We start from the raw sequence: 26,305 nt of genomic DNA, 5'->3' as shown, positions 1-26,305 counted from the left end.
TGGCAACCTCTATCCGCTATGATGAAATCTAAATCTACAGAGATAGGATGTTGAGAATCATGTCGCAAACCGCAACGGCCCTGCGGGCCAACCAAACGGCGATGACCGTGCTGCTCGGCGTCAGCATGGCTCATCTGCTGAACGACGCGATGCAGTCAGTCGTGCCTGCCGTCTTCCCCATCTTCCAGGAACAGCTCCAGCTAAGCTTCGTCCAGATCGGCTGGGTGGCATTCACACTGAATATTACAGCTTCTGTGTTGCAGCCGCTGATTGGAATTTATACGGACCGGAGACCGATCCCCATTCTGCTGCCGCTCGGCATGGTATTCACGCTGCTAGGCATGATCGGGCTCGCTGTCGCTCCAAGCTATGGCTTCCTTCTGCTCGCAGCTGCGCTTATCGGAGTAGGCTCCTCTGTCCTTCACCCGGAGTCATCCCGCGTCGCCCATCTGGCAGCCGGCAGAGGAAAAGGCTTCGCTCAATCGGTGTTCCAAGTAGGCGGCAATGCCGGTCAGGCTCTCGCTCCGCTCATGGTCGCCTTCGTCATTAGCCCGCGGGGACAATACGGCTTTCTTTGGTTCACGCTGCTTGCCGCCATCGGCATTGTGATTCAATACCGGATTAGCAGATGGTACCGCGAGCAAACCTCCGCAGCCGCTGTCGCCAAGCGTAAAGCGAGCACATCAGCCGCTGCACCCAAGCGATTCAGCAAGTCTTTTATCGCATTTGTACTCGGAATCTTGATCATGATGCTGTTCTCCAAATTCGTTTATCTGGCCAGCATGACAGGCTACTACGCCTTTTACTTCATGGACACGTACAAGCTCCCGCTTGAACGGGCCCAGCTGGCGCTCTTCGCCCTTCAATTCGCCGGCATGGTCGGAACATTCCTTGGCGGGCCGCTAGCAGACCGGTTCGGCAGACAGCGGATCATCTGGTTCTCCATACTGGGCACAGCGCCGTTCTCCCTGCTGCTCCCTTATGCGGGACCAACAGGCTCGATCCTGCTGTGTATGGCTATTGGCCTGATCCTGATGTCCGGATTCTCGGTCATTATCGTCTATGCGCAAGAGCTGCTGCCGGGTCATGTCGGCACAATTGCCGGCTTGTTCTTCGGACTTTCCTTCGGCCTTGCTGGTCTTGGCTCCGTTGTCATGGGCTGGCTCATGGATACGCACAGCGTAGAGCTGATGGTCAAGGTATGCGCCTTCCTGCCGCTGCTCGGCCTGTTCGCCCTGTTCCTTCCCAAAGATTCGAAGATTATGGGAAAGCAGTCTTAGCGGTATAAACTTCATATCGATAACAGAAAAGGCAGGAGACGAACGTCTCCTGCCTTTCAACGTGTGAAAGGTGTTTTTCACATTGTTGGAACAAAGTATTTGGGGCATTACCTGGCATGGTTTCGCTATCTCGACAGCAAGGACTAAGAGAACACAACGTCGAATAAGAAGAATATGCTGATCTCTTATTGCCTGTTTTCTGTTGAAAGAGACGAACGCCAGACTTTCACGGATGGCTTACAGATGAGCTATCGGGTAGAAATGGTATTGTAGAAATAATCCAACTGTGAAAAGATGAGGTGTATACTATTGTTTCTAAGGTTTCATGGCAACTATTCAAGTCCTTATACAAAGCAACCCTATGGCATTTTTGTAGTGATTTATCACTTACAGCGTGACGGTAAATTATCTGATGAAGATAGTAAATTATATAATGAAACAATAGACTGGTTTGAAGAAAATCTCCCTAACCCACCTTATTATGCTGAAAATAATTCGATTAGAGCCGTTACATGGTTTAAGAAGAATAATCATGCTCATGAAATGATTGAGAAATTAACTCCATTTCTTGATATTGCACGAAAGTATAATGTTGAGATAATAAAATCCGATGCAACGGATGCCCCTGGTGAAGTCGTTTATGAGGACGACTACCAGATAGGTGTAGTAATGGAAAGTATCGGGGAACACTAGATGAATAACCGCCCTACGGGGCTGTTATTCTATAAGCCGAAAATCAACCTTAAGATTTAACAAAGCCTATGATATAAGAAGGATTTGTATCCGCATTCTGGTCGTACTTCCTCACAAACTCAGACCCGGAACAGCTCGCCATTGATCATTGTCCACTCCACCTCGAACCGATCGTTCAGCAAGACCAGATCAGCATCGTATCCGGTGGCGAGGCTCCCTAGCTTATCAAGTCCTAAGATTCTTGCCGGCGTTGCCGAAGCCATTCGAACGCCGTCGCTTAACGGAATTCCGGCTTCAACCGCAAGCCTGAGCGCTTCATTCATCGTGACGGTGCTGGAAGCCAGCGTCCCATCCTTTAGCCTCGCTACGCCATCGACGACTTGAACTTGGTGCCCGCCGAAGATATACTCACCATCGCCAAGACCCATCGCTTGGAGCGCATCCGTAATGAGCACCATGCCGTCAGCCCCTTTCAAGCGATGCATCATACGAACAATTGCAGGATGCAGATGAATGCCGTCCACGATGGCTTGCAGGCTGACATGCGCTTCCTCAAAAGCGGCTACCACGACCCCAGGGTCGCGATGATGAATGGGACGCATTCCGTTAAAACAATGCGTGACATGACTGGCACCGGCTTCAAACGCCTGCTTCGCTTCCTCATAAGTAGCATCCGAATGGGCAATGGCGATAACGACATCCTTCTCCCTCAGGTAAGCGATCAGCTCCATCCCTCCGGGCAATTCCGGCGCGATCGTCACCATCTTGATCAGTCCCTCAGCTTCGCGGAATACTAGCTCCATCTCCTCCAGATCGGGGTGACGCAAAAACTTCTCATTCTGCATCCCTTTACGCTTGGGATTCAAGTATGGCCCTTCCAGATGCAGTCCGGCGATTCGTGCACCAGTCTCATTCCCAACGACACGCTTGACACTGTGGATCATCGCTAACAAGTCTTCCATGGATGAACTTACAGAGGTTGCCAAAAAGGACGTACACCCTGTTGCAGCGCATGCGCGCGACACTTCCTGGATGCTCTCCTCGCTGCCGTCCATCATATCAAAGCCATTCGCTCCGTGGATATGAACATCAATCATGCCGGGGATAAGCAGGCAGCCGTTGCCGTCAATCCGTTCGTATTCAACACTAGGCCGTGTTGATTCGCCGAGCTCGACCCTCTCGATTTTCCCGGACCTGATCCATACTGCAGCCGGCTGAGCCTCATCACCGGAATGTGGTATACGGACATTCTCAATTATCTTAAGATCCATGCTGGTTCTCCTCCTCATTCAAGTTGCCATTGCATTCAATCACGGTAATGTTTTTCTGATCCAATACTTCATGGATTTCGACAGGGATGGCTTGGTCCGTTACCAAAATATCTATACCGTCAAAATCCAACCGATAGACCGACTTGCGATTGAATTTGGTGAAATCCGCCACTACAATGACCTGATCGGATCGCCGCGCCATCTCCTTTTTAACAGAAACATCATCTTCATGAGGGTAGTACAAGCCATCATTGTGGATCGCAGATGCCCCAATGAACGCTTTGTCGGCTCTTATCTCCTTCAGCTTGTCTATCACGGAAGGACCATATAGCCGCCGATCCCTGGCATGCAAATAACCACCGAGCACATAGACTTGCATATCCTCTCTTCCGGAGAGAATGCTAACGATATCTATTGAATGCGTAATGCCTATTAACTCAGCCGCCTTCAATTGTTCAGCCAGGCATTGCACGGTCGTCGACACATCCAGGATAACAGTCTCCCCGTCATGAATCAGTTCCGCTGCTGCCTTGCCAATGAGACGTTTGCGATCGGATTCTTCGATTAATCGATCCTGGTAAGTCGCTATTTCTCTCTTCAATTGAGGCAAAGCGACTCCGCCATGCGTTCGGATGACAACCCCCTCTTTCACCAGCTTTACAATATCCCTTCGCGCGGTATCTCGGGAGATGTCCAGCAGAGCGCAAATATCCATCACGCTTATGGCGTGATGCTCCTTCAAGTATCCAAGAATCTTAAGCAGCCTTTCCTCTTGATACATCCAACCACCTCATTTTACACACATTCTACCATGATTTTTAAGTAATTCACACATATATTTAAGTATTTATAAGTATTTAATGATGTTGAATTAATTATGAACTTCCTCTATTTTATCTTATCGCAACAAAAAAACCGCATCGGAATGCGGTCCAAAGAATTTCATATCTCAGCTATGCTGCACCATTATTTCGAGAGCTCATCATTCAGTACAATGCCAAAATAAGTTTTGAGCGCCTCCGTGTACTCCGACTCATTGCCCGGCTTAAAGGCTTGTACGCCATCCTTCCTGAACAGTCGGAATTCTCCTTCCGCAATCGTGTTGCGGCCCTCCTCTGTCTGGATGGCAAGCATCTTGACAGTTCTGAATATGGATTCCGGCGCATGCTCGCACCAGAACGATGCCATGAGGAAATCCTTCGCGAGCTGCGGTTCCTCTGTAAAAGAGAACAGACGAGACCACTGCCCATCCTTCCGCTCCATTAAGAACCATCCGAATTCAGCATCCCGATCCAGGCGATAGCATTCGCTGCCTTGCGGCTGCTCCAGCCCTTCTTGCAGCAATAGCGGCCTCCTCGGCACCACTCCGCCTACTCCCACATCGCTTAGATAGCGGGAGTCTCCTACCTTTACCAACAGAACATGATGCCGGCGCTTAGGCGGCAGATCCGTCTCGTCCCTCCAGAATCGGGCGAAGCAGCTTGTCACGTCATAGCCAAGCTCGCGCAGCAGCCATCCAAAAAGCGCATTCAGCTCGAAGCAATAGCCGCCGCGTCCCTGCACCACGATTTTATGATAGAGATTCTCCGGCTCCAGTGAAAGCGGCTTGCCTCGCAATATGTCCAAATTCTCATACGGTACAGCCTGCAGATGACGTTCCTGAAGTCCCGCCAGCGCCTCTGCGCTCCCGTCCAACCTTCCAGTATATCCGATTCTCTGCAAATAGAATTGAGCGTCCATCTTCCGTTCCCCCATTGAAATCAGTATGTAGACTCTTCCCTATCTTACAATAGGTCAGGCCATTCCGGGAACCTTCATGCAAGCCATGCTTGGACTGTCGTCCATGCAGCTTACGAGTAACCGATTCGCTTCATGTAACCGACCAAGGTCATGCGGTTGTTAATGGAATGTTTGTATTCCGTGCGCTTATAGCCCATCTTCTCGTACAATCGGCAGTTCCCCCGCTCCTGCAGAATCGTCTGCAGCTCCCACACCTTATGATCGGGGAACAATCCCTCCGCCAATCGGATCGCCTGCTGAGCGATACCCTGTCCTTGGAATTCCGGAAGCACGAAGATCGGACTGATCCATGCGCTGTTTTGACGGTGGACGATGCGAATCGCCCCCACGATGACACGGTTAACCAAGATGTTGTAAAAACGCCCATTTCGAATTTTATCGATCAGGCGCTCCAGCGGCTCATTTGCCGGATTTGTATCATCGTCCAAATATTTGTTCAGCAAAGGCAGAAAGGTACGTTTCTGCATCGCATGCAGCTCTTCGGCTTGTTCAACCTTCACTTCTACTAATTCTATCACGAGCACTCCCCCTAGTATGGTTTTCACATTGAAAATTACGAGCATTTATATGATTAACTGTTATGTTTAATATAGTTAAGTGAATATAATCAATAATTTACAATTGATAACATAAAAACAATGAATTATTATTGAAGTGCAAGCGCTTTAACTTCATAGATTCTTCCTGCGAAAGGAGTGATTCAGAACGAACCGTTATGAGCGAGGTAAGCTTCACTCAGCTTAGATAGGATCGTCCGACAACAACATCACTTTTAGGAGGGATTTGCAATGAAAAGCAGTATGGTCAAGTTTCTGTTAATCATCGTTATCGTGATAGGAACCATCCCCTTATATTCGCTTACAGCTTTCGGCGCCTTAGCTACCCCCACATTGAATGTCAGTGCTTCAAGCGGAACGTGCAATCTAAGCTGGAATGGCATATCCGGTGCAACAGGCTATGATATTTACCGGAACGGCAATTGGTACAGATGGGTAAGCACGACATCGACTGCCGACACAGGATTATCCAACGGCACGACCTACACGTACACTGTAGCCGCGCAGAACGCCAACGTATCTCCGATCGACACTTCACCGCAGAGTGCCAGCAAGACGTGTACGCCAAGCTCCGGCGGAGGCGGAGGCTCCTTATCCGCTCCGACACTGAACGTCAGCGCGTCTAGCGCCACTTGCAGCCTAAGCTGGAATTCGGTATCCGGCGCGACCGGATACGATGTATTCCGGAACGGCACCTGGTACAGATGGGTGAACGGCTTATCGAGCATCGACTCCGGATTGTCGAATGGAACCACTTACACGTACACGGTATCCGCTCAGAACGCCAACTCGACACCGATTGTTACTTCTCCGCAAAGCGCCAGCAAGAACTGTACGCCTAACGGCACAACCAATCCAAGCGGATTCATCGTCTCCCAAGCTCAATTCAATCAAATGTTCCCTAACCGCAATTCCTTCTATACGTACTCCGGCTTAGTAGCCGCTTTATCCTCTTTCCCTGCATTCACCAATACCGGCAGCGACACCATCAAGAAACGGGAAGCTGCAGCCTTCCTGGGCAACGTCGCTCAAGAAACCGGCCATCTTCAACACATTGTCGAAATAAACACCGCCAACTATCCTTTCTACTGTGCCTCGCATGCGCAATATCCTTGTGCTCCTGGCAAGCAATATTATGGACGCGGCCCGATTCAGCTAAGCTGGAACTATAACTACGGCGCTGCGGGCGCAGCACTCGGCTTGCCGCTGCTGAGCAACCCGGATCTGGTTGCGCAAGACGCATCTGTCGCGTGGAAAACCGCACTTTGGTTCTGGGTAACGCAAACAGGCGCCGGCACGATGACTTCGCATAACGCGATCGTCAATGGCGTGGGCTTCGGCGAGACGATCCGCACAATCAATGGATCGATTGAATGCAACGGCGGCAGTCCGCAATCCGTCAACAACCGTGTCAGCTACTTTACGAACTTCGCCAACATACTGGGTGTTTCCACAGGCGGCAACCTCACTTGCTAATGGAACAATAAATGTGGTGCATTAAGCTTAAACGGATTAGGTTAGAATGTTCCACGTATTGAGATTGAATCCTATTCATGAAGTTTGAATCAGACAGGCGCGCGATCACTCGCTCAGCCGCACGCCTGTCTTTTTTATTTACGATGCGAGGAAATTTACAGGTGTATTTGGGGGATTCTTCCTTTCCCTTCTATAGAATATACAATAAAATAAGTGATTCTGTAAAACCGTCTGGATCAAAGAATTAACCAGCAGGCAGCTCCATGATCAAAAAATCGCAAACAAGCACAAAAACTGCTCAGCATTGGCATATCCTATCACTTCCTCAATCCTCCGCCTCACGTGAAGCTTCATCCTCAATTAAGGTAAGAGCCATGATCCTTGTCTGACGCAAGCGCTATGAACCTCAAGTAAGGTAAGAGTCATGATCTTCGACTGAGGCAAGAACTATGATCCTCAAATAAGGTAAAAGTCATGATCTTCGACTGAGGCCAGAGCTATGATTCTCAAAGAAGGCAAAAGCCATGATTTCCTCGATTGTAGTCTTGAGCTCAGATGTTCCTTCATAACTCAGCACTCCAGCAAATCTATACTCAACTTTATGTCTCACTCCTCACTCCAAATGGAAATCCTATGGCTAGTGAGGCTTATTCTCGTCTGTTGCTGACTAAAAACACATTTGTTCAGAACAAATTGAAGGAAATGATGCAAAGAGCGGCTTATAACTCTCAGGGTGCCGCTTGCGCTTGCTCTAAGCCGAATTTCTAGGCTTGCAGATATCGGGGCGCCGCTTGCGCCTGCTCCAAGCCGAGTTTCTAGGCTTGCAACCCTCGGAGCGCCTATTGGCAACGCACATTCATTCTTGACAGAGAAGTAAACAGCTCCTCAATCACACACGGCAACATAAAGTAATTGTCCCAACCGTCGATTTCAGGATTTCCTCTCCTTCACACGTGATTTCGCGCAACAAAGAACCTTCATCCCCCACATTCATAGTGGTTTTGAAGGTTCATTTGCAGCATATATGGGATTCGATCAATGAAGCGCCTCCTTTTGGGACAGCTCGCTCCTGCGATCAGGACACCTGAGATTCCTCATAGATCACTTCATGCTCCAGCCGATTGGCATGCAGGTCCCAATAGACTTCGGCAATACGGTCCGGGTCGAAGTACGTATCCTTCGCTACATATCCGGCAATGGTGACGATGCCTACGTGAATACCCTTCGGCGCCAGCTCCTCTCCCAAAGAGAAGGACAAGCTGCGCAAAGCGGCTTTTCCTAGCGACAGGGACGCATATTTCGTAGACGGATGCAGGGCAAAGCCCCCTCCCGTGAACAGGATCGTGCCGTTGCCCCGCTCTTCCTGGCCAGGAATCACTTGCAGAGCACTCGCCAAAGCTCCTGACACATTGACTGTTAGCTCCCGGCTTAGCTGATCCGGCGTCAGAGAGGTCGGCAGCCCGGATTGAAGCGCCGCTGCATTATAGACCAGAACTTCAGGCGTGCCGTAGCTCGCTTTGATATCCTGGAAAGCAGCCGCAATGGATTCCGTATCTCCGGCATTTCCTTGCACGCCGTATGCTTCAATATTCGACGCAATCAGATCACCTACAAGCTGCTGCAGTGATTCTGCATTGCGCGATACCAGGATCACACGAAAGCCTTTGTTGCCGAACGCTTTTGCCACGCTTAGCCCGATGCCTGGTCCCGCGCCTACAATAACTGCCGATTGTTTGCTCATGTCGAGCACCCCTTTCACGATCATTGGCATGCGCCCGCCAATTCATTTTGAACTCGCATTTAGCTGCACATGCATTCATTATCGCAGCCCATTGTCTTAATATCCAATCGTAATTATCGTCATTATTGAAGACAATTTTCAAATCGTCTATAGGACGTTATCATGAAGCACGCTTCGTATCCATTCCCGGAACTTTCGTTTCGCCGTAGTCTCGCTTATGTGTGGACCGCTAAGACTCCATCGTCTCATGTTCGAACAAGCTGGCTTCCCGGTAGTTGATGAACATGCGAAGCTTCCCGGTCATGGAGCGGTCGATCTCCCCTTGCTCATAAAGCGATTGGATGACATTGCGCTCGCTCTGAATGGCCTTCGCTTGCAGCTCCTTCTTCTGCTCCTGCAGCTCGTCATTCATGGAAGGCCTTATTTGCTCCGAGCGAAGCATCTCTTCGATCTGCCGATAGTGGGCGATAACGGACATGGCCGCTGCGCGGTTGGTGTCGTCGGTGCAGGCTTTAATTTCTTCTACCGCATCATGGATGGATTGAAGCTTAAGCTCCTTATACTGCTCCAGCTCTTCCCTGCTCCACTTGGGTTTGCGCCCGGGATACAGGCTTTTCTTGATGAAATGACGCACAGTAAGCATCACGGCGGAGAACATGAACTTAAGCCGGTTCGTCAGCGCCACCTCCGTCTGTTTAAGCGCATATTTGCATACATCGGCGACTTCTTCATCTATTTCTCCCTGCTCCAGCTCGCGGCGTACGGTTCTGGCCTCTGCACGAAGGGCGAGCAGTCTCATCTCCACTGTCTTCTTCTGAATATCTGCGAAATTCCCCTGCTCCTTGCCCTTTAACCATTGCAGCTCCTGCTGATATTGAGACATAATAGACAACGCTGCAGCCCGGTTGTCATCATTCATCTGATCGCGCACGGTCTTCAAGCCCGCTTTCAACACCTTGATTTGCACCTGGTTCTCCGAGAAGCCTTCTTCTTCCGCAGCTTCTGCCTGCGGATTGCGGGTAAGAACCGGAAGCATGGCGCTGGCCAAGACTAGCGTCAGCAGAATGACGCCCGCGGACAGGCAAATGATCAAATCACGCTGAGGAAAAGCGGCTCCGCCCGCTACGACTAGCGGAATTGAGAATGCGCCTGCCAGCGTTACTGCGCCTCGCACGCCTGACAGCGATGTGAGCAGCGCGTCCTGCAGCTTCCGTCCGGAGGCGAACAGGTACACCCATATGAATCGCAACAGAAGCAGAACCGCCGTTATAAGCAGAATATACCCTATAACAATGCCATTTCGGTAGGCCTCATCTTCAATAATAACAGACACGACGCTCGGCACCTCTAGCCCCAAGAGGACGAACACCAAGCCGTTCAAAATAAACAAAATAACGGTCCATGTGCTTTCCGACACGATCCTCAGCTCGGCAGAAGCCGCCTGGAGGCGATCCCGCTCGATCGCATGGACGATGCCTGCCGCCACGACGGCCAAGATGCCAGATACGCCGATCTCTTCCGATACCAAATAAATCAGGAACGGCGTCATGATCATAATGAGCATGTGCACGGTGACGTCCTCCATGCCCAGCCTCCGCAGATAGACGCGCAGCCATATGATCAGGAACGCCATCAAAGCGCCTGCCGCCAAGCCGCCGACCGCAATAAGAAAGAAGCTTACTGTCGCGCCAATTGCTGAGAACTCCCCTGTAACGGCAGCCGCTATCGCAAATTTAAAAGCAACCAGACCTGAAGCGTCATTCATCAGCGCTTCGCCCTCCAACAGTCGCATAATGGAGGACGGAAGCCGGATGCGTCCTGCCAGCGAGCCTACGGCAACCGCATCGGTCGGCGACAGAATGGCGGCAAGCGCAAACGCTGCGGCAAGCGGAATATCCGGTATAAGCCAGTGGATGAATGGCCCTGCGACAAGCACCGTTGCCAGGACGAGGCCAAGGGCCATCAGCAGGATCGGCGCCCGTAGCTGCCACAGCTCATTCCTCGGCGTCCGTCTACCGTCATTGAAGAGCAAAGGAGCGATAAACAACACAAAAAACAGCTCCGGATTCAGCTCCAGATGCTCCACGACGGGTGTTAGCGCGATCGCCATGCCAAGCGCGATCTGTATGAGCGGAATGGGAATAAAGGGAACAAATCGGTTCAGCACATTCGACAATCCGATAAAACCAAGCATGATGAATACAAGCAAAAACAGTTCCATACCCCTGCTCCTTTGCATAGCAATGCTGCCAAACCAAGCCTAGATGGTTATTATTTGATTCCTTGTCGCAATTATGCCTGTCTAGGCTTCTGCATAAGCGAAAAGCCCCCGCTCCTCCAGAGGGAGGAATGAGGGCCCTTCTTATTTATGAAGACGTTCTAAGGCTGCAGCTGCCAGAGAGCTGGTACATTGCTTGGCTCCCAGCCTGTAAGCGAAGTATGCCCCTGGATGCATTTGTAGACTTTGCCGTTATAGGAAACCAGTGCATTCACCGCATACGACGTGTTCGGCGCCCATGGCGTCGCGCTTGGGCCCTGAGCCGTCGTAGCCGTAATGGAATTGCTGTTGCCGGACTCATTATTCGACGGGTCATAGGCTCTGACGGTGAACGTATACGATGTGTTCGGCGACAAGCCCGTCACGAGCTTTTCCGTATCCGTTCCCACCACTGTAGCGACCACCGTGTTGCCAGAGTAGATCCGGTAGCCGGCAATGCCGTTCGCATCTGTGGATGCACTCCACATGAGCGTTACCGAGTTGGAGCCCGGCGTTCCCATGACATGCAGTCCTGTCGGGTTGGTCGGCGGCGTATTGTCGATCGGCTGCGCAACCGTCGTCACCGTAACGCTATTGCTCGCTGGTGAGCGGTTGCCTGATCCGTCGAAGGCCTTCACCGTGAAGTTATACGTCGTGCCGGCGAGCAGATTCGTCACATTCACGCTGGTCTGATTGCCCGGAACAGTAGCAATTGGCGACGGGTTAGAGCCGGAGTAGATCTCGTAACCGGCTACGCTGTTGTTATCCGTGGAAGCTCCCCACGAAAGTGCAGCAGTCGTAATGCCCACTGTACCCGCTGTCAGGTTCGAAGGCGTTGTTGGAGCGATGGTGTCCGATGGGCCGAATTGCGCATCGATGGCGATATACCATGCGTTTGGCGTATCGGCAATATCCCATACCGCAAGAATAATATGATAGCCTGTTCTCGCTGGAACGCTACAAGTATGCGACAGCGTCGCCGGAGGCTGCTGTCCATTGCCGTTAACCGTACAGAACGGCGTCAGATCCAGCTGCGCGCGAGTCAGAGGCGCATTTGGATTCCAATCCGGCTTTGTGATGAAGTAACGGTAGCTCGTCGTGGCATGACGCGCCGTGAACTTCCATGTGAACGTATTCGTGCCGCTTGTCATATTGACTTTGTTCCAGCGAGTCGCCGATTGCTGGTCGAGGGCGGAGAAGGCCGCGAGCCCCGCACTGGCAATCTTGCCGTCAGCCGGACCTGCATTCGGGAAGCCTTTTAGTCCTTCAAGGCTTTGCGGCTCATAAATAATCGGACCGCAATTCGTATTCAGACCGTTTTTGCATTGAATGGCCCGGCTTGCCGGATTATCGACATAACCATGGGCAGATGCAGACTTGGCAAAAGCAAGCATACAGGCAAATAACAGCAAGAGACCACCGCTAACCATCAGAACGCGCTTTATGAGAGTCGAATTCATACGGACTTGAACCATCATCACATTACCTCCTTGGGTTTAGGTTGGTATGGGTGTCCACCTATCTCCTACACATCATGGAGTGCTTGTAGCGGGCTGCCTCCTCTCTATGTCGCGGCCAAACCTAGCGGGAAAACATAACGAAACAGACCAACCCCCTTTTACAACCGATTTATATAAACTCATAAAGAGCCTATATACGCATAGTAACCTCTGCACAATCGAGTTGAGACGGGTTCATCGCACGTACGCTTGGTCGCAAGCGCGGGTAGCAGTATGTAGCACGGGATGAACAATGCATTAAACGAGTTGAAATACACAGTTGATATGACAAGCATCACAAGCATATATTGTAAGCGCTGTCATTATGGTGAGGGATCAAATATTGCGAAGCTGGGCACGGCAAAAAACGGAGTCGGTTGAACGGCTTCCTTCTAAATTAAGCTGTAGAGCCAATGTCTTGATGAGGGCATATCGGAAGTAAGGACGGATGCTGGAGCGTTAATCGGTTCAAATGAAGTGGGACTGATGGATAGTCGCGGAAAATGTGGGGTCGAAACAAGCTGAATCTTACCGGATTGGGATAGGTTCCCGTTCGGAATTCTGCTGAGGTATTAGAATAATTCTATTATAATGCAAATTCTACTATTTGTGTACTATTATTTTTGAAAAAATTTGGATATGCCCGAAAAGCTGACAAACTACCCTACAGCCCGACCAAATCAATCAGGAGCGCAATCACCTTGCTCGACTTGAATTTATGATTCATCAAGATGCTGATCCAATCGGCGAAGCCGAGCAGCAGCAGACCTGTCACCAGCACGATTTCTTTTGTTGCGACGCGCTGTCTGATCATAATCGTCAGAGATCCGCCAAGTATGACCAGAAACATGAAGATAAACCACATCATGAAGCAGACCCCTCCCTCCCTTTGCCCCTGCCCTTCCGTATCCATGAGACTACAAGCAGCAGACACGGAATGAACACGCTGTAAAGCAACGTGTATTCAAAATCATATCTTTGGCTGAATTCGATATTTTCGACCACATTATCATAGCCGAGCGCAAGTCCAGATATAAGCAGGATTAAGGGGAGCGTCACCCAAAACCGGCTTGAAATGCGGAACAGCTGACATAAGCCCAGCACCGAGCAATAATAAGCGATAGAGAGCTTGATGAAGATCGCGGCAAGCAAGATTAGCGCAACCGTCGATTCCAGATGCTCAAAGAATGTCCCGATATGCACCTCTTGCGCAATAACGAACAGCGGATAGGTATCATGGGAAGCGCGCGGCACACCGAGTACCCCAATTGTAAAAAGCGTCGTCACGCTAAGCATCGCCGTCGCTACCACAATCGCCAGAATAAAGCTTCGCTTCACTTTAGACTGCACGAATGGGAATAACATCAAAAACACCAGCGACTCCAGAAATGGGAATCCGAATATGTAGCGCGTCTCCTTCACCGTCTCCCATACGTTCATGCGAAAGCTGCCCTGGAACCGATTCCAGTCCCACTCAATCAGCGCCATGCAGAAGATTAGAATAAAGGTAATCGCCATAATGATGAACAGCAATTCGGACGATCTGGCTATCGTATCGATTCCCTTCATCACGGCATAAGCGGTAATAATCAAAAACATGACATGGAATACAGTAAGCGGCGTGATCGGCATCAAGGTTTGTTTCATAAAGTCCCCCACATTGCGGGTGATGAATACCGACAGCTGAATGAAATAAGAGATATACATGATAGCCAGCAAACCGCCGATCGGCTTACCTGCAACTTGAGTGCAAATCTGAATAATGGACAAGCCCGGATGCTGGCGGGCAAGCCTCAGCCAGAGCAAGGCCGCCAGGATGCCTATGGCGCCGGCCCATATCGGCACCATCCAGGCATCCTGCTTGGCTACTGCAATCAGGCCGCCCGGCAAGAAGAAGAAGGAGGTCCCGGCCAGAAAGGAAAGCGTCAGGACGAAAAACTGCCATACCGTCATGCTATTGTTTTCCATTAGCCAGTCCTCCCTCATACGGATTAATAATCTCTCCGACATCGTTCACCGAGCTGGTGACAGTCAGATTAAGCTTGGTCTCCTTCCAAGCATCTGCTTTCCCCTGGATCGTCTTCCATGCCTTCCCTCGCTTGTTCTTGATTTTGTCTTCCAGGCCAAACAGATCCCAATCTTTCTTCAGCGCTTTCTCATACAGCTGCCCTGCTGTCTCGCTGACCTCGCGGTTGAACTGATCCGTTAGCTGGGACAGATTCTCCCATGAGAGCTTCTCGTTCTGCTCGTTATTATGAATCGCTAGATTAGCAGTAACCGATACGTTCCATACAGGCACTCCGCCCGTCAACGCCATGCTTTGTTTCACTTTGATTTTGTTGGCGGACAAATCAATGTCCATCTTGTTTAAGGTGATCGACTGAAAAAAGCTGTTGGTCTCGCCTTTTAATAAATTGTAGAAGCCGTTCTCCCGCAGCCCGATCTTCCCGATCATCCGATCCTGCTTGAATACGGCGGCGCCGCTTAAGACCAAATTGCTGCGATTCGCTTCAATGGACTCAAAGCGCTTGGTCGTCAAAAACGGCTTGTCATCACGCAAGCTGATAATCGGCAGCACGGTACAGGTGCTGGATTCCATGTTCTCCACCAGGTCCTTTACCCTCGACTTTAAGCTGATTCGCCCGGTGGATTTATTCGTGTTGTACACAAGCGATCTCAGCGTGCGGCCCGGCAGCTGTTCCAGCGGCGTATAGGTCATCATGACATCGGATAACTTCGAATCCGTGACGAACAGCAGCAGGCTGGAACGCCGGTTATACTGCCGTTCATAGAAATTAACGAACTGCCGCAGCCCTTTGCGGGCAAGCGACTCCGTAATGATATGGGTCTGATAGTGGTCTGTGAATAGCTTGCGTGGAACGCTTTCGGCAGACTTATGTCCCATCTCGCCTCTTGATTTGCCTTCGATCTTGTACGTGTAGACCGGAGATGTGCCGCCTCTCCCCGATTCTTGGGAGAACGCTAGCGGATTGACAATCTGATAATAAACGATGGTGCTGCCGGTATCCTTATTTTCCTCCGAGCCAACTAGACCGACGATCGCCAGTTCATTAATTTCAGTCCGGTCCCAGCATCCCGTCAGACAGCATATCGCAAGTCCTGCCAGCGCCAGCCTCCGGAGCGCCGCTCTCATGGCCCCCTCCTTCTTTCCTTCGTCTGATTCGTTTGCGGATAGCTCTTCATCCATGGACGGGGCACACGGACGAGCACATCTTTCCAATCAGACAAAACCGCAGGAGCCACAGGAGACAGATACGGGACATTAAAAGATTTAATCGAAGCCAAGTGAACGACGGTGAATAACACACCGCATAACACGCCGAACAATCCCATAGCGCCGGCCATCATCAGATAAAAAAACTGCAGCAGTCTCTGCGTAATGCCAAAGCTGTACGATGGAGCGACAAAGTTGGCAATCGCCGTTATCGCCACGACGATCACCATAGCCGTAGACACCAGTCCTGCCGTGACAGCCGCTTGTCCGAGCACCAGCGCGCCGACGATCGAGATCGCCTGCCCGGCGATGCGCGGCATCCGAAGCCCGGCCTCCCGAAGCACTTCGAAGGTGACCATCATAATGGTCGCCTCTACAAAAGCCGGGAAAGGAACGCCCTCCCTCTGTCCGGCAATGCTGATGAGCAGCGAGGTCGGCAGCAGCTCCTGATGATAGGACACGACAGCCACATAAAGGGCGGGAACAAAAATCGAAAGCATAAACGACAGAATGCGCACCCAGCGCAGCAGCGTCGCAATATCTGCCCGCTGATAGTAGTCTTCAGGGGCAATAAAAAATTGAAACAGCGTAATCGGGCCTACAAGAGCGATAGGACTGCCGTCCACTAATACCGCAACGCCGCCCTCCAATAGATGGGCCGTCACTACATCCGGTCTTTCCGTGCTTAGAAGCGTGGAGAACGGTGAAAATGTACGGTCCTGAATCCATTCCTCCACATAGGCGCTATCCAGCACGCTGTCGCTTTTTATGGCATGCAGGCGTCTGCGGAATTCCTCTACAACCTCGTCCGATGCCAGGTTGTCCAGGAATAATAACGACACATGATTTTCCGTTTCCGTGCCGAGAACAACTTGTTCAATGTGCAGATGCACATTTTTGATCCGTTTGCGCAGCAGCGACAGATTACTGCCCAGCTCTTCCGTAAAACCAAGCTGGGGACCGCGCACCGTAGACTCCGTGAGCGGCTCGGACACGTCCCGTTTGCTGCTCTGCGCGATCTGAACCATCATCATTTCCGGAGCACCAGACAACACAATCAGACAGAAGCCTTTAAGCAGACTTTCCACGCATAGCTTGGGGTCTTTGGTACAGGCAATTGAACTGAACGGGAGACGGTTTCGGATCACACCAATTCTGTCTTCCGGCGAATGGTCCTCTTCCAATGAATCCGTATCCGTCAAGAAGGACAGCAATTCCTGTTCAATCTTGTTCTTATCGGTCAACGTATCCAGAAACACACAGTAGCAAGAAATATCCGGACTTACGACTAGCGAATGAATCGTGAGATCTGGCGGATTATGCAGCGTATCCCGAAGCCAATCGACAAATGCGGACGGGTCATGGCGGTCATAGCAAGGTTCCTGTACCTGGCGCGGTTCTTGATTGGACATACGCGAAGCTCCCATTCATCAACAGTAATCTTCTTCCAGTATGTCCAACCAGGTTGTGGATATGCACGAATGTGGAGCTCTTGCCCATACAGTAATGTACCTGTTCTTTTGAGCAAAGGACTGATTGTATCCGTCGAAATTGGGTAAATTAGGTTTGACTTATGCTGTGGAATCACATAATATATGAGTAAGTATTCATACATTGTTTTGAGAGAAGGTTGCCTTATGAATGAATATCGTATTAAAGGACTTTCATGCGCTGGCTGCGCCCAGCGGATTGAAGATGAGATTAAAGGGCTGGAGCATGGGCAAGACACTAAGCTAAGCTACAACTCCGGGAAGCTGACTCTTCACCCCGACGTGTCCATGACCGATGTCAATCGCATTCTGAAATCGGACGGCGCTTATATCGCCAAGCCGCATGACCACGATCATTCGGGGGAGCATGGCGATCATGACGGCCATGACCACAGCCATTCGCATGGAGAAGGCAATTCCAGAATGCTCAAGCTGCTTATCGGCTCTGGCATCATCTATGCTGCCGCTTTGCTGCTGGAAGGCTTGCTGGATCAACAAGCCATCATTCTTCTCTTCTTGCTGGCCACGGTCATCAGCGGTTATACCACCTTCATTCGCGGCTTGAAGAATTTGTTCAAGCTTACCTTCAATATCGATACCTTAATGACCATCGCATTAATAGGCGCTGTCGCAATCGGCGAATGGAAGGAAGCCACATTAGTGGCCATACTGTTCGGCCTGAACGAATTGCTTGAAGGCTATGGCATGGAGAAAGCAAGAAGGTCCATGGAAACCTTGCTCCAAGTAGCGCCCAAGGAGGCCATCAAGCTGGAGCATGGACAAGAGCGGATCGTCCCCATCGCTTCGCTGCAGGTTGGTGATCTGGTTAAGATCAAGCCCGGTGAGAAGATCCCCTCCGACGGCATCGTATCGGATGGCAGAAGCTCGGTGAATGAAGCCGCAATTACAGGGGAATCCTTGCCGGTGGAGAAAGAGACAGGCGAGCTTGTCTATGGGGGCAGTATCAACAATGAAGGGCTGCTGATTGTTCGTATTGTGAAGGCCTATAAGGATTCCTCCCTGGCTAAAATATTGCATCTTGTGCAGGAAGCGCAAGAGACCAAGACACCTACTGAGCTATTCATCAATAAATTCGCCAAGTATTATACGCCGCTGATTATGCTCATCGCTGCGATTGTCATGGTCGTACCGCCCCTCTTCTTCCAGGGTGAATGGATGGGCTCGCTCTATCAAGGACTGTCCGTTCTCATTGTCGGTTGCCCTTGCGCGCTTATCCTTTCTTCGCCAATCGCCATCGTGTCTGGCATTACGCGTACCGCCCGCAATGGCATACTCGTGAAAGGCGGCGTCTTTCTGGAGCAGCTTGGCAAGATTGACACGCTAGCCTTCGACAAGACGGGAACGTTGACCAAAGGCGAACCGCATGTCGCGCAGGTTGAGGTGTATGATGAGGAACGATTCTTCCCTATTGCCGGGGCTATCGAAAGCACCTCTTCCCACCCGTTAGCAAAAGCTATCATGAAGGAAGTCAAGAGCAAAGGAGCTGACCTCCCGGAGACGGACGAGATTAAAACCTTATCCGGCAGCGGCATACAGGCTCGTATCAACGGTGAGAGCTATTGGCTGGGCAATGAAAAAAGCATTGGCCATCTGTCCATACCGGATTTTGTTCAAGCCCGGATTAACGGCATGAAGGAAGACGGACTGACACTCGTCCTGGTCGCTGACGATCAGCAGGTGCTTGGCTTGTTCGGCATCTCTGACGAGATCCGCGAAGAAAGCCGCAATGTCATTGCCTCGCTGCATCAGCTTGGCATTAAGCATACCGTCATGCTGACAGGCGATCATCCGAAGACAGCGGAGAAGGTAGCTGCAGCTGTCGGCGTCTCCGACTATTACGGCGGGCTGCTTCCCGAAGATAAAGTCAATCGGGTGAAGGAGCTGTCTGCACAAGGCACAGTCGCTATGATCGGCGACGGGATCAATGACGCCCCTGCGCTTGCATCCGCGCAGCTAGGCATTGCAATGGGCAAAGGCACAGACAGCGCGATTGAGACAGCAGACATCGTCTTGATGCAGGATCACTTGGGCAAGCTGCCGGAAGCAGTATCGATCGCCAAGCGTGTGAATCGGATCATCAAATTCAACATAATCGTCGCGCTAGGCTTAAAAGTCATTGCCTTGCTGTTAACAATTCCGGGCTGGCTAACGCTGTGGATCGCCATTCTATCCGATATGGGCGCAACGATCTTCGTCACCTTGGTCAGCTTGACCGTCATGATTGACAGCAAAACGTTTCGCAAGAACTAGCGATTCCCTCGTTATCATCTCATAAAGCTACAACATAAAAGAACCTTCAACACCTGATGAGGTCTGTTGAAGGTTCTTTGGTATCGTTACGAACCGGTACCTAGTGATCGCGGCTCACCATGTAGTGCAGAAGCTGCTTCAGAAAACCGCTCGGCCGCCCCATCTCGCTAAGCGCATCCGTAGCTTGGCAATAATGACCCCACATCTCTCTTCTGGCGGCATCCAGGCCAAGGATGGCGACGAAGGAGGAGATATTGTTGTCCGTATCCTTGCCGACAGGCTTGCCAAGGGTATGCGAATCTCCCTCTGCATCCAGCAAATCGTCCTTGATCTGGAAAGCAATACCTGCATGATAGGCGAAAACCTTCAGCCTCTCCATCTCGGCATCATCTGCTTGGGCCAGAATGGCAGGCATAACCAAGCAAGCTTCGAAGGCGATACCCGTCTTGTAATAGGACACGGCCCGGAGCTGTTCCAGCGTCAGCGACATGCCTTTGAACTGCAGGTCCATCGCTTGGCCCATGCTCATCTCTCCAGCCTTCTGGGAGGAATATCTCATTAGTGACAATACCGCCTTTGGATCAAAACCTGTGAGAGAAGCCTGCTCCTGCGTTGCTTTCTGAATCAGATACAGTCCCGTCAGTTCCGCTGTTGCACTGTCATGCACCTGATGAAGGGTAGGCTTCCCTCTTCGAACAGAAGCATTATCCTGAGATGGAAGATCGTCGAAGATCAAGGATGCCGTATGCATATATTCGAGTGAACGGATAAGCGGCGTAAGTGAAGATGGCAGCAGCCCATACACTTGTACACCCATCACCCACGCCAATACAGGACGCAGACGCTTGCCGTCTCCCTCAAGGCTGTAATTCGCAGCGTGTATAAGCGAAGTCTTCATTGGCGGTATATCCGTGTCGGCGGAGATTAGCAGCTGGTCGTTGATCTCCTCCCGCACCGATTCAACTGTTTCGTGAAATGCCTCCTTCTCCTCTCGATTACGCTTCAACACATCAATCAGCCGGTCCCGCAGCAGCTTATCGTAGAAGTCTACGTCTTCCGCTTTATGTACCATGTGCTGGATTAGGCGGTTGAATTCCGGATTGCCGGATGCCAAGATGCCCATCATTTCGTTATATTTGTCAGTGCCGATCCTCTCTTTGCAGCGCTTCAGCCCGTTAATCGCCCGGTCGAGCATGATATCCCTCGTCTTGCTGTCGCCATGGTAGACATGATGGATCAGATGAGCAATGACGGTCCAATACAATTCGAACGGATTAATCAAATCCGGTCGCTGGTCACGATATGTGAGGTAATACGTATACGGCGTAACTGCACCGTCTCGCATGTCGTCGAATACATCGGCAAAATCATCCGCCAGTTGATTATAGATGCCGTAGTAGAAGGTATGCTGGTCGAAGCCATCATCCTCGGAGGCGCTTAGAACGGTTCTGACGATTAAGCGCGAAGAGGCAGATTTCAGAATAATGGGGTAATACAGCTCTTCATTCGTGTATGCCGGGTTCACCAGTTCTTTGCGTCTATCCTTATCTTGAGATTGGAAAAACACATAGGATTGCTCATAGAACGTCTGTAATCGGTCCGGCTTTTGATAATATTTAATGTAATTAAATGCTTCGCGAAGCTCCGCATGAACGTATTGCACAAGTTCCCGATTCGAGCCTGACCAATCGCAGTGCTCAGGGACCGTTCCTTCTAGAATCGAGCGGCGAATCATCTCGGAATATTGCTGCTTCTCCTTCACATCAAGGAGCCCGCAATCCAGCAAATCATCGATAAACGGGTAGGTCAGGCCATAGGAATAGCCGAGCCTTATCGCTTCATTAAGCCTTTTGGAACGTTCGGCGGGATCGGTCTCCTCATCCAGATCATCTGTAACATGCAGGACGACTCCGACGATGATCTTGATCAGCTTGCGCAAGGCATGATCCGCGTTCATCTCCTCCGGCAATCTTGAAGATACCGTCTTCAGCTTACCCATAACCCAAATCACAGCATCCTCGACGCCTTCCTTCTGAGCCCAGCGATACAAGACTGCCATGCTGAACTCGTCTGCTTGTCCTCCCTCGCCCTGCTTCGAGGAGCTGATTAACCTTTTCTTAACGTCATTAACTACTCTGCGTATTTTCTGTTGGGTCTTCGGAGAATCAAGCGCCTGGCCCAAATCTCTCATATAGATATAGGAGACGCTTCGATCCAAATAATCATCCAGCTTGCCCGTATACTTCAACCACTGAATATAGCGGTTATCGTGACGGGAGTCCGGCTTGCGTGCGCTTCTTGCCATTAGCGACATCACCGTTTGGTGGATCGGGTTTCTTTTCCAATGTCGAATATCTTCTGTAAGTGCAGGTACATACGACTTGTCGGTCACCTGCCTGTGTAAGGCGGCAAAATAGTGGGCGGCTTTCTGCTCCGCCCGCCGATACCATGCATCGGCATCATCCATTAACGTCTCATTCATACAGTGGGTTCCCTCAACTTCTATTATGATAATTTGATTTACTTGTTCCATTCGGACAGATGAGGTCGCTCCATAGAGGGCCGGTCTTGGCTATTCTGCCCTGGCCGACCGCCGGATCATGCTTACCACTATATACGCGAAGGAATCACTTGGGTTACGAAGATATCAAGAGGGAATGAAAGGCATTTCCGCAAACCTTCAGGAATAAGGTTAATGCCATTAATTGAAACAAGCTGGAGCCTTGAACGATAGAACTTCTCTTATATAGTTGTTCACCTGCACATATGCCATACCGTATATCTCCTTTATCGTGCTAAGGAATTATCGCAGATCATAAATGAAATCTATAATCAACATACAATTCTATTCGAGAGATGTAAATATAGACATTAAGCCTTAATGGAATCACATCTCTTCTGCTTCATAACGCAGCAAATGCAATTGTCATAACTTACAAACGGAGATAGAAGAACGTTGACCGCTCATTAGTATACATAGCTTCATCTTTTATATATAATATAGATGATGTAGGTTCACGTGGATAAGGTCTAAGGACTCTATTTCAATCTCCCTACTCTTATTTATGTTGGGGCCTATTCTGAAGCGGGAGGTGAAGGGGCAATGAAAGAGGAACTTGAATTATCCACACGAGAAATCATTATGAAAATGCTCAAAACCCAAAGCGAGTTGAGTGCCAAAGATATTACAGAGCAGCTCGGCATTACCGGAATGGCCGTCCGCAGGCATCTCGCCGTACTGGAGAAGGAAGAGCTGATTGAATATACGACAGTCCGGCAGCCGATGGGACGCCCGGTATCGGTCTATCGCTTGACGGAGAAAGCCGAGGATTTTTTCCCGAAGCGATATCACGCCGTTGCGCTTGATCTGCTGTCCGAGCTCAAGGAAGAAGCCGGAGAAGAGATGGTCAATCATCTGTTCGATCTGCGGCAAGTATCCTTGCAGAAGCGATATCTGCACAATCTGGACGGCAAGGACCTGGAGAGCAAGATTGCGGCCTTGACCCAGATTCAGAGCAACAACGGTTACATGGCCACCTGGGAGAAAACCTCGGATGATGTATATGAGTTAACAGAATATAATTGTCCAATCTATCAAGTAGCCAATAACTACAATCATGCCTGCACCTGCGAGCTTCGGCTATTCGAATCGCTGCTAGGCGCCGAGGTGAAACGAACGGAATGCCTGGCCAAGCAAGGCAAGAAATGCGTCTACCGCATTCGGAAGAAGAACTCCTCCGATCCTGCGCAATAGATGATAACACCGGCTCTGCGCTTCTACTTTATATACAATAGTATTCACTATGTTGATTATATAGATTCGCAGCTTTACTCAGGGCAACCTGGTCTTACAACGAATGAAACGCAGCAATCCATCTGTCTGGATCAAGCAAGCGTCAACTTATGAGGAGTGTACTGAACATGGAAACAAACCAGCCTTACCGCATCTTGTTGTACTACAAATATGTCACCATTACGGACTATGAAGCATTCGCCGCAGAGCATCTGGCTTATTGCAAGGAGCTTGGCGTCAAAGGAAGAATTCTTATCGCTGAGGAAGGCATTAACGGCACATTGTCCGGCACTGTGGAGCAGACGGATGCCTATGTCGCTTATATGCGCAGCCATCCCCACTTCTCGGATATGGTCTTCAAGGTCGACGAAACCGACCAGCATGCCTTCAAGAAATTGTTCGTGCGTCCCAAGAAGGAGCTTGTTACGCTTCGCTACCCTACGCCGCTCGATCCCAATGTCACTAGCGGCAAACGCTTGTCGCCTGAACAATTCCACGAGCAGCTCCAGCGTGACGATGTCGTTATTATCGACGGACGAAACGACTATGAATACGATCTTGGCCACTTCCGCGGAGCGATCCGTCCTACGGTAGAGTCCTTCCGCGAATTCCCGGAATGGATTCGCAATAACCTGCAGGATGCGAAGGACAAAACCATCCTGACTTACTGCACAGGCGGCATCCGCTGCGAGAAGCTTACTGGCGTCTTAATGAATGAAGGCTTCAGCGATGTTGCCCAGCTTGATGGCGGCATCGCCACTTACGGCAAGGACCCGGTCGTGCAAGGACGTCTCTTCGATGGCAAAATGTATGTATTCGATGAGCGCATCTCTGTCCGTATTAACCAGACGGAAGAAGACATCACTGTCGGCAAGTGCCATCATTGCGACAGTCCGACCGATCATTACATTAATTGCGCTGATGATCTGTGTCATCACCAGCATCTGGTCTGCGAGGATTGTCTGGAGACGCATGAGGGCTACTGCTCCGACGACTGCAAGACGAATGACAGCCTCCGACAACAAGCTCTTTAATCGATAGAAACGGCGAGTTCCCGATTGGGAACTCGCCGTTTTCTTGTGCTATATAAAGGTCACTTAAACTTCATATGACTGCTATGACCGGGCGACAATCGCGCCTGTGGATCGATATACACCTTGGCATTGTTGACCGCCGTCGGCGCTTCGCCGAATCCCACCGCAATCAGCTTCAGCTTGCCGGGATACGTCGTAATGTCTCCTGCCGCGAAGATCCCCGGAATGCTGGTCTCCATTCTGGAATCCACTCGAATCGAGCCCTGCTGAACCTCGATCCCCCACTGTGCAATCGGTCCAAGCGAAGACACAAATCCGTAATTCACAATGAGCGAATCGCAGGGTAGCGTCATTGCCTCGCCTGACTTGCTGCTCACAACGGTCATCCCTTCCAACCGCTCATCACCGGATAATCCCTTAACTTCCATTGAAGTCATAACCTTCACGCTAGACCTCATGAGCTGCTCTACACTATGCTCGTGGGCTCTGAATTTATCTCTGCGATGAATGAGCGTAACGCTCTTCGCGATCGGCTCCAGCATAAGCGACCAGTCGACTGCGGAATCCCCTCCGCCACAGATCACTACATCCTGTCCGGCGAATGCTTGCAGGTCGCTTATAAAATAATACAGCCCCTTGCCCGCATAGTCTCTTGCCTCGGCAAGCTCCAACGGTCTTGGCTCGAACGCGCCTACACCGCCCGCAATAATAACCGTACGGCCATAATGGACGCCTTTATCTGTCACAACTCTGAATCGCCGTTCCTCTTCTTTCACAACCTGCTGCACCTTCTCTTCCAGATGCACCTGGACTGGGAACATGCTGAGCTGCTGCTCCAAGCGCGACACCAGCTCCCCGGCTGTAACCGCGGGGAAGCCCGCCACATCATATATATTTTTCTCCGGATAGAGAGCGGCCAATTGCCCCCCGAGCTGCGGCATACTGTCAATGATTTTCATACTGGATTGGCGCATGCCGGCATAGAAGGCGGCGAACATCCCCGCCGGTCCTCCACCGATAATAAGCATATCTACTATTTCTTGTTGCTTTTCCATGATCATGACTTGCATTCCTCTCTAAAACAATGATGTTAGCACTTCTTGGCGGTTCCTTTATACATGGCAGTCCGGAAGCTTGCTCCGCAGCCGCAGCTGGCTTTCACATTCGGATTGTCCATGGTGAACCCTCCGGTCATTCCTTGTCTTTGGTAATCGATTTTCAGACCTTCCAGAAACGGCATGCTTCTGGACTCTACAAGCACTTGAAAGCCGTTCATGGACAAGAAGATGTCCTCCTCCGTCCGTTGATCATCGAAGCGCAGGTCGTAGGACAGGCCGCTGCAGCCTCCATCGACGACACCAACACGAAGATACATGTGCTCAAGATTCAAATTGTCCAGCATCTCAAGAATCTGCTCAGATGCGTTTTCACTGATTTCTATCATCTATCTCAACCTCATTTCAGATGGAATCCACACTTTTTATATGTTTGGGTATAAAAACTTATAAGTAAATCATAATCGTAATTTCGGAAGGAGTCAATAAGTAAACTTTTTAAACGATAATGTTGACTAAGTTGGCGTTCGTGTCTAAGATTAATGGTGTCACTTCCCATACCCACTAAGGAGGATTCAAGCATGGCATTTGTCATTACTTCTCCCTGTATTCCGGAAAAAGCGGCTGAATGTGTAGACGTATGCCCGGTAGACTGCATTGTCGAAGGCGACGATCAATATTTCATTGATCCCGATCTCTGTATTTCATGCGGCGCATGCGAAGCGGCTTGCCCTGTAGGAGCCGTATTCGAGGAAGACGATGTCCCCTCGAGTGAGTCGCATTACATAGAGAAAGCTATTCATTTTTTCCAAAACGCGTAATGTGATAAACGGGGCTCCAGCAGCAATAGGAC

Annotated in this window: 21 protein-coding genes and 1 pseudogene; 8 read left to right on the top strand and 14 right to left on the bottom strand. The window is 50.4% G+C overall.

The genetic code is table 11. The annotated features are described in order from the left end of the window. Nucleotides 1–59 precede the first annotated feature (59 nt). The 3 genes and pseudogenes from AC0YNW_RS05330 (at nucleotide 60) to AC0YNW_RS05320 (ending at nucleotide 1,973) form a co-directional block, all read left to right on the top strand. The gene (locus AC0YNW_RS05330) at nucleotides 60–1,280 is read left to right on the top strand and encodes an MFS transporter (protein ID WP_475831032.1); all 1,221 of its coding nucleotides are present in this window, start codon (nucleotides 60–62) and stop codon (nucleotides 1,278–1,280) included. Between the two features lie 36 nt (nucleotides 1,281–1,316). After that, nucleotides 1,317–1,458, top strand: a pseudogene (locus tag AC0YNW_RS05325) (IS1595 family transposase); the annotation flags it as partial. Nucleotides 1,459–1,589: 131 nt separating this feature from the next. Further along, entirely contained in the window at nucleotides 1,590–1,973 is a 384-nt protein-coding gene (locus AC0YNW_RS05320; protein WP_475831031.1) for a hypothetical protein, read from the top strand. Between the two features lie 119 nt (nucleotides 1,974–2,092). Here the strand turns inward: AC0YNW_RS05320 and nagA are convergent, their stop codons facing one another. From nagA to AC0YNW_RS05300, 4 genes are all read right to left on the bottom strand, one after another. Then, the gene (gene nagA / locus AC0YNW_RS05315) at nucleotides 2,093–3,244 is read right to left on the bottom strand and encodes an N-acetylglucosamine-6-phosphate deacetylase (RefSeq protein WP_475831030.1); all 1,152 of its coding nucleotides are present in this window, start codon (nucleotides 3,242–3,244) and stop codon (nucleotides 2,093–2,095) included. Then, nucleotides 3,234–4,025, bottom strand: a complete 792-nt coding sequence (locus tag AC0YNW_RS05310) for a DeoR/GlpR family DNA-binding transcription regulator (RefSeq protein WP_475831029.1) — start codon at nucleotides 4,023–4,025, stop codon at nucleotides 3,234–3,236. The genes nagA and AC0YNW_RS05310 overlap by 11 nt, the downstream gene beginning before the upstream one ends. Nucleotides 4,026–4,210: 185 nt before the next feature. After that, the gene (locus tag AC0YNW_RS05305; protein WP_475831028.1) at nucleotides 4,211–4,984 is read right to left on the bottom strand and encodes an arylamine N-acetyltransferase family protein; all 774 of its coding nucleotides are present in this window, start codon (nucleotides 4,982–4,984) and stop codon (nucleotides 4,211–4,213) included. Nucleotides 4,985–5,094: 110 nt separating this feature from the next. After that, nucleotides 5,095–5,562, bottom strand: a complete 468-nt coding sequence (locus AC0YNW_RS05300) for a GNAT family N-acetyltransferase (protein ID WP_387475186.1) — start codon at nucleotides 5,560–5,562, stop codon at nucleotides 5,095–5,097. 270 nt (nucleotides 5,563–5,832) lie between these two features. Between AC0YNW_RS05300 and AC0YNW_RS05295 the strand changes: the two genes are divergently transcribed. Next, nucleotides 5,833–7,077 (top strand): chitinase, encoded by a 1,245-nt coding sequence (locus AC0YNW_RS05295; protein ID WP_475831027.1) that lies wholly within the window; start codon nucleotides 5,833–5,835, stop codon nucleotides 7,075–7,077. 1,075 nt (nucleotides 7,078–8,152) lie between these two features. On the opposite strand, the gene AC0YNW_RS05290 is transcribed toward AC0YNW_RS05295, so the two are convergent. From AC0YNW_RS05290 to AC0YNW_RS05260, 7 genes are all read right to left on the bottom strand, one after another. Beyond that, on the bottom strand, nucleotides 8,153–8,818 hold the full coding sequence (locus tag AC0YNW_RS05290; RefSeq protein ID WP_475831026.1) for an SDR family NAD(P)-dependent oxidoreductase: 666 nt from the start codon (nucleotides 8,816–8,818) through the stop codon (nucleotides 8,153–8,155). Between the two features lie 229 nt (nucleotides 8,819–9,047). After that, entirely contained in the window at nucleotides 9,048–11,039 is a 1,992-nt protein-coding gene (locus AC0YNW_RS05285; RefSeq protein ID WP_475831025.1) for a Na+/H+ antiporter, read from the bottom strand. A gap of 158 nt (nucleotides 11,040–11,197) precedes the next feature. Continuing rightward, entirely contained in the window at nucleotides 11,198–12,550 is a 1,353-nt protein-coding gene (locus AC0YNW_RS05280; RefSeq protein WP_475831271.1) for a lytic polysaccharide monooxygenase, read from the bottom strand. Between the two features lie 688 nt (nucleotides 12,551–13,238). Next, entirely contained in the window at nucleotides 13,239–13,442 is a 204-nt protein-coding gene (locus AC0YNW_RS05275) for a hypothetical protein (protein WP_475831024.1), read from the bottom strand. Beyond that, entirely contained in the window at nucleotides 13,439–14,542 is a 1,104-nt protein-coding gene (locus AC0YNW_RS05270; protein ID WP_475831023.1) for a GerAB/ArcD/ProY family transporter, read from the bottom strand. Before AC0YNW_RS05270 ends, AC0YNW_RS05275 begins: the two co-directional genes overlap by 4 nt. Continuing rightward, nucleotides 14,529–15,728 (bottom strand): Ger(x)C family spore germination protein, encoded by a 1,200-nt coding sequence (locus AC0YNW_RS05265; RefSeq protein WP_475831022.1) that lies wholly within the window; start codon nucleotides 15,726–15,728, stop codon nucleotides 14,529–14,531. The genes AC0YNW_RS05270 and AC0YNW_RS05265 overlap by 14 nt, the downstream gene beginning before the upstream one ends. Then, nucleotides 15,725–17,221 (bottom strand): spore germination protein, encoded by a 1,497-nt coding sequence (locus AC0YNW_RS05260; protein ID WP_475831021.1) that lies wholly within the window; start codon nucleotides 17,219–17,221, stop codon nucleotides 15,725–15,727. Before AC0YNW_RS05260 ends, AC0YNW_RS05265 begins: the two co-directional genes overlap by 4 nt. Before the next feature lie 225 nt (nucleotides 17,222–17,446). On the opposite strand from AC0YNW_RS05260, the gene AC0YNW_RS05255 reads away from it, so the two are divergent. Further along, the gene (locus AC0YNW_RS05255; RefSeq protein ID WP_475831020.1) at nucleotides 17,447–19,570 is read left to right on the top strand and encodes a heavy metal translocating P-type ATPase; all 2,124 of its coding nucleotides are present in this window, start codon (nucleotides 17,447–17,449) and stop codon (nucleotides 19,568–19,570) included. A gap of 100 nt (nucleotides 19,571–19,670) precedes the next feature. Here the strand turns inward: AC0YNW_RS05255 and AC0YNW_RS05250 are convergent, their stop codons facing one another. Continuing rightward, the gene (locus AC0YNW_RS05250; protein WP_475831019.1) at nucleotides 19,671–22,052 is read right to left on the bottom strand and encodes a polyprenyl synthetase family protein; all 2,382 of its coding nucleotides are present in this window, start codon (nucleotides 22,050–22,052) and stop codon (nucleotides 19,671–19,673) included. Between the two features lie 621 nt (nucleotides 22,053–22,673). Between AC0YNW_RS05250 and AC0YNW_RS05245 the strand changes: the two genes are divergently transcribed. Both AC0YNW_RS05245 and trhO read left to right on the top strand, forming a co-directional pair. Beyond that, nucleotides 22,674–23,324, top strand: a complete 651-nt coding sequence (locus AC0YNW_RS05245) for a helix-turn-helix transcriptional regulator (RefSeq protein ID WP_387475166.1) — start codon at nucleotides 22,674–22,676, stop codon at nucleotides 23,322–23,324. 167 nt (nucleotides 23,325–23,491) lie between these two features. After that, nucleotides 23,492–24,397: an oxygen-dependent tRNA uridine(34) hydroxylase TrhO gene (gene trhO / locus AC0YNW_RS05240; protein ID WP_475831018.1), complete on the top strand. Its 906-nt coding sequence runs from the start codon at nucleotides 23,492–23,494 to the stop codon at nucleotides 24,395–24,397. Between the two features lie 59 nt (nucleotides 24,398–24,456). Here trhO and AC0YNW_RS05235 read toward each other — a convergent pair whose 3' ends face one another. Next, a complete protein-coding gene (locus AC0YNW_RS05235; RefSeq protein WP_475831017.1) occupies nucleotides 24,457–25,458 on the bottom strand; it encodes an NAD(P)/FAD-dependent oxidoreductase in 1,002 nt (333 codons plus the stop codon). Between the two features lie 29 nt (nucleotides 25,459–25,487). After that, nucleotides 25,488–25,841 carry a HesB/IscA family protein gene (locus AC0YNW_RS05230; protein WP_475831016.1) on the bottom strand — a complete coding sequence of 118 codons (354 nt, stop codon included), beginning with the start codon at nucleotides 25,839–25,841 and terminating at the stop codon, nucleotides 25,488–25,490. 192 nt (nucleotides 25,842–26,033) lie between these two features. On the opposite strand from AC0YNW_RS05230, the gene AC0YNW_RS05225 reads away from it, so the two are divergent. Beyond that, nucleotides 26,034–26,273, top strand: coding sequence for an indolepyruvate ferredoxin oxidoreductase subunit alpha (locus AC0YNW_RS05225; protein ID WP_475831015.1), 240 nt, complete (start codon nucleotides 26,034–26,036; stop codon nucleotides 26,271–26,273). Nucleotides 26,274–26,305 lie beyond the last annotated feature (32 nt).

This window comes from Paenibacillus sp. J31R120 (assembly GCF_056269225.1).
This window is presented reverse-complemented; position numbering and strand designations above follow the sequence as displayed.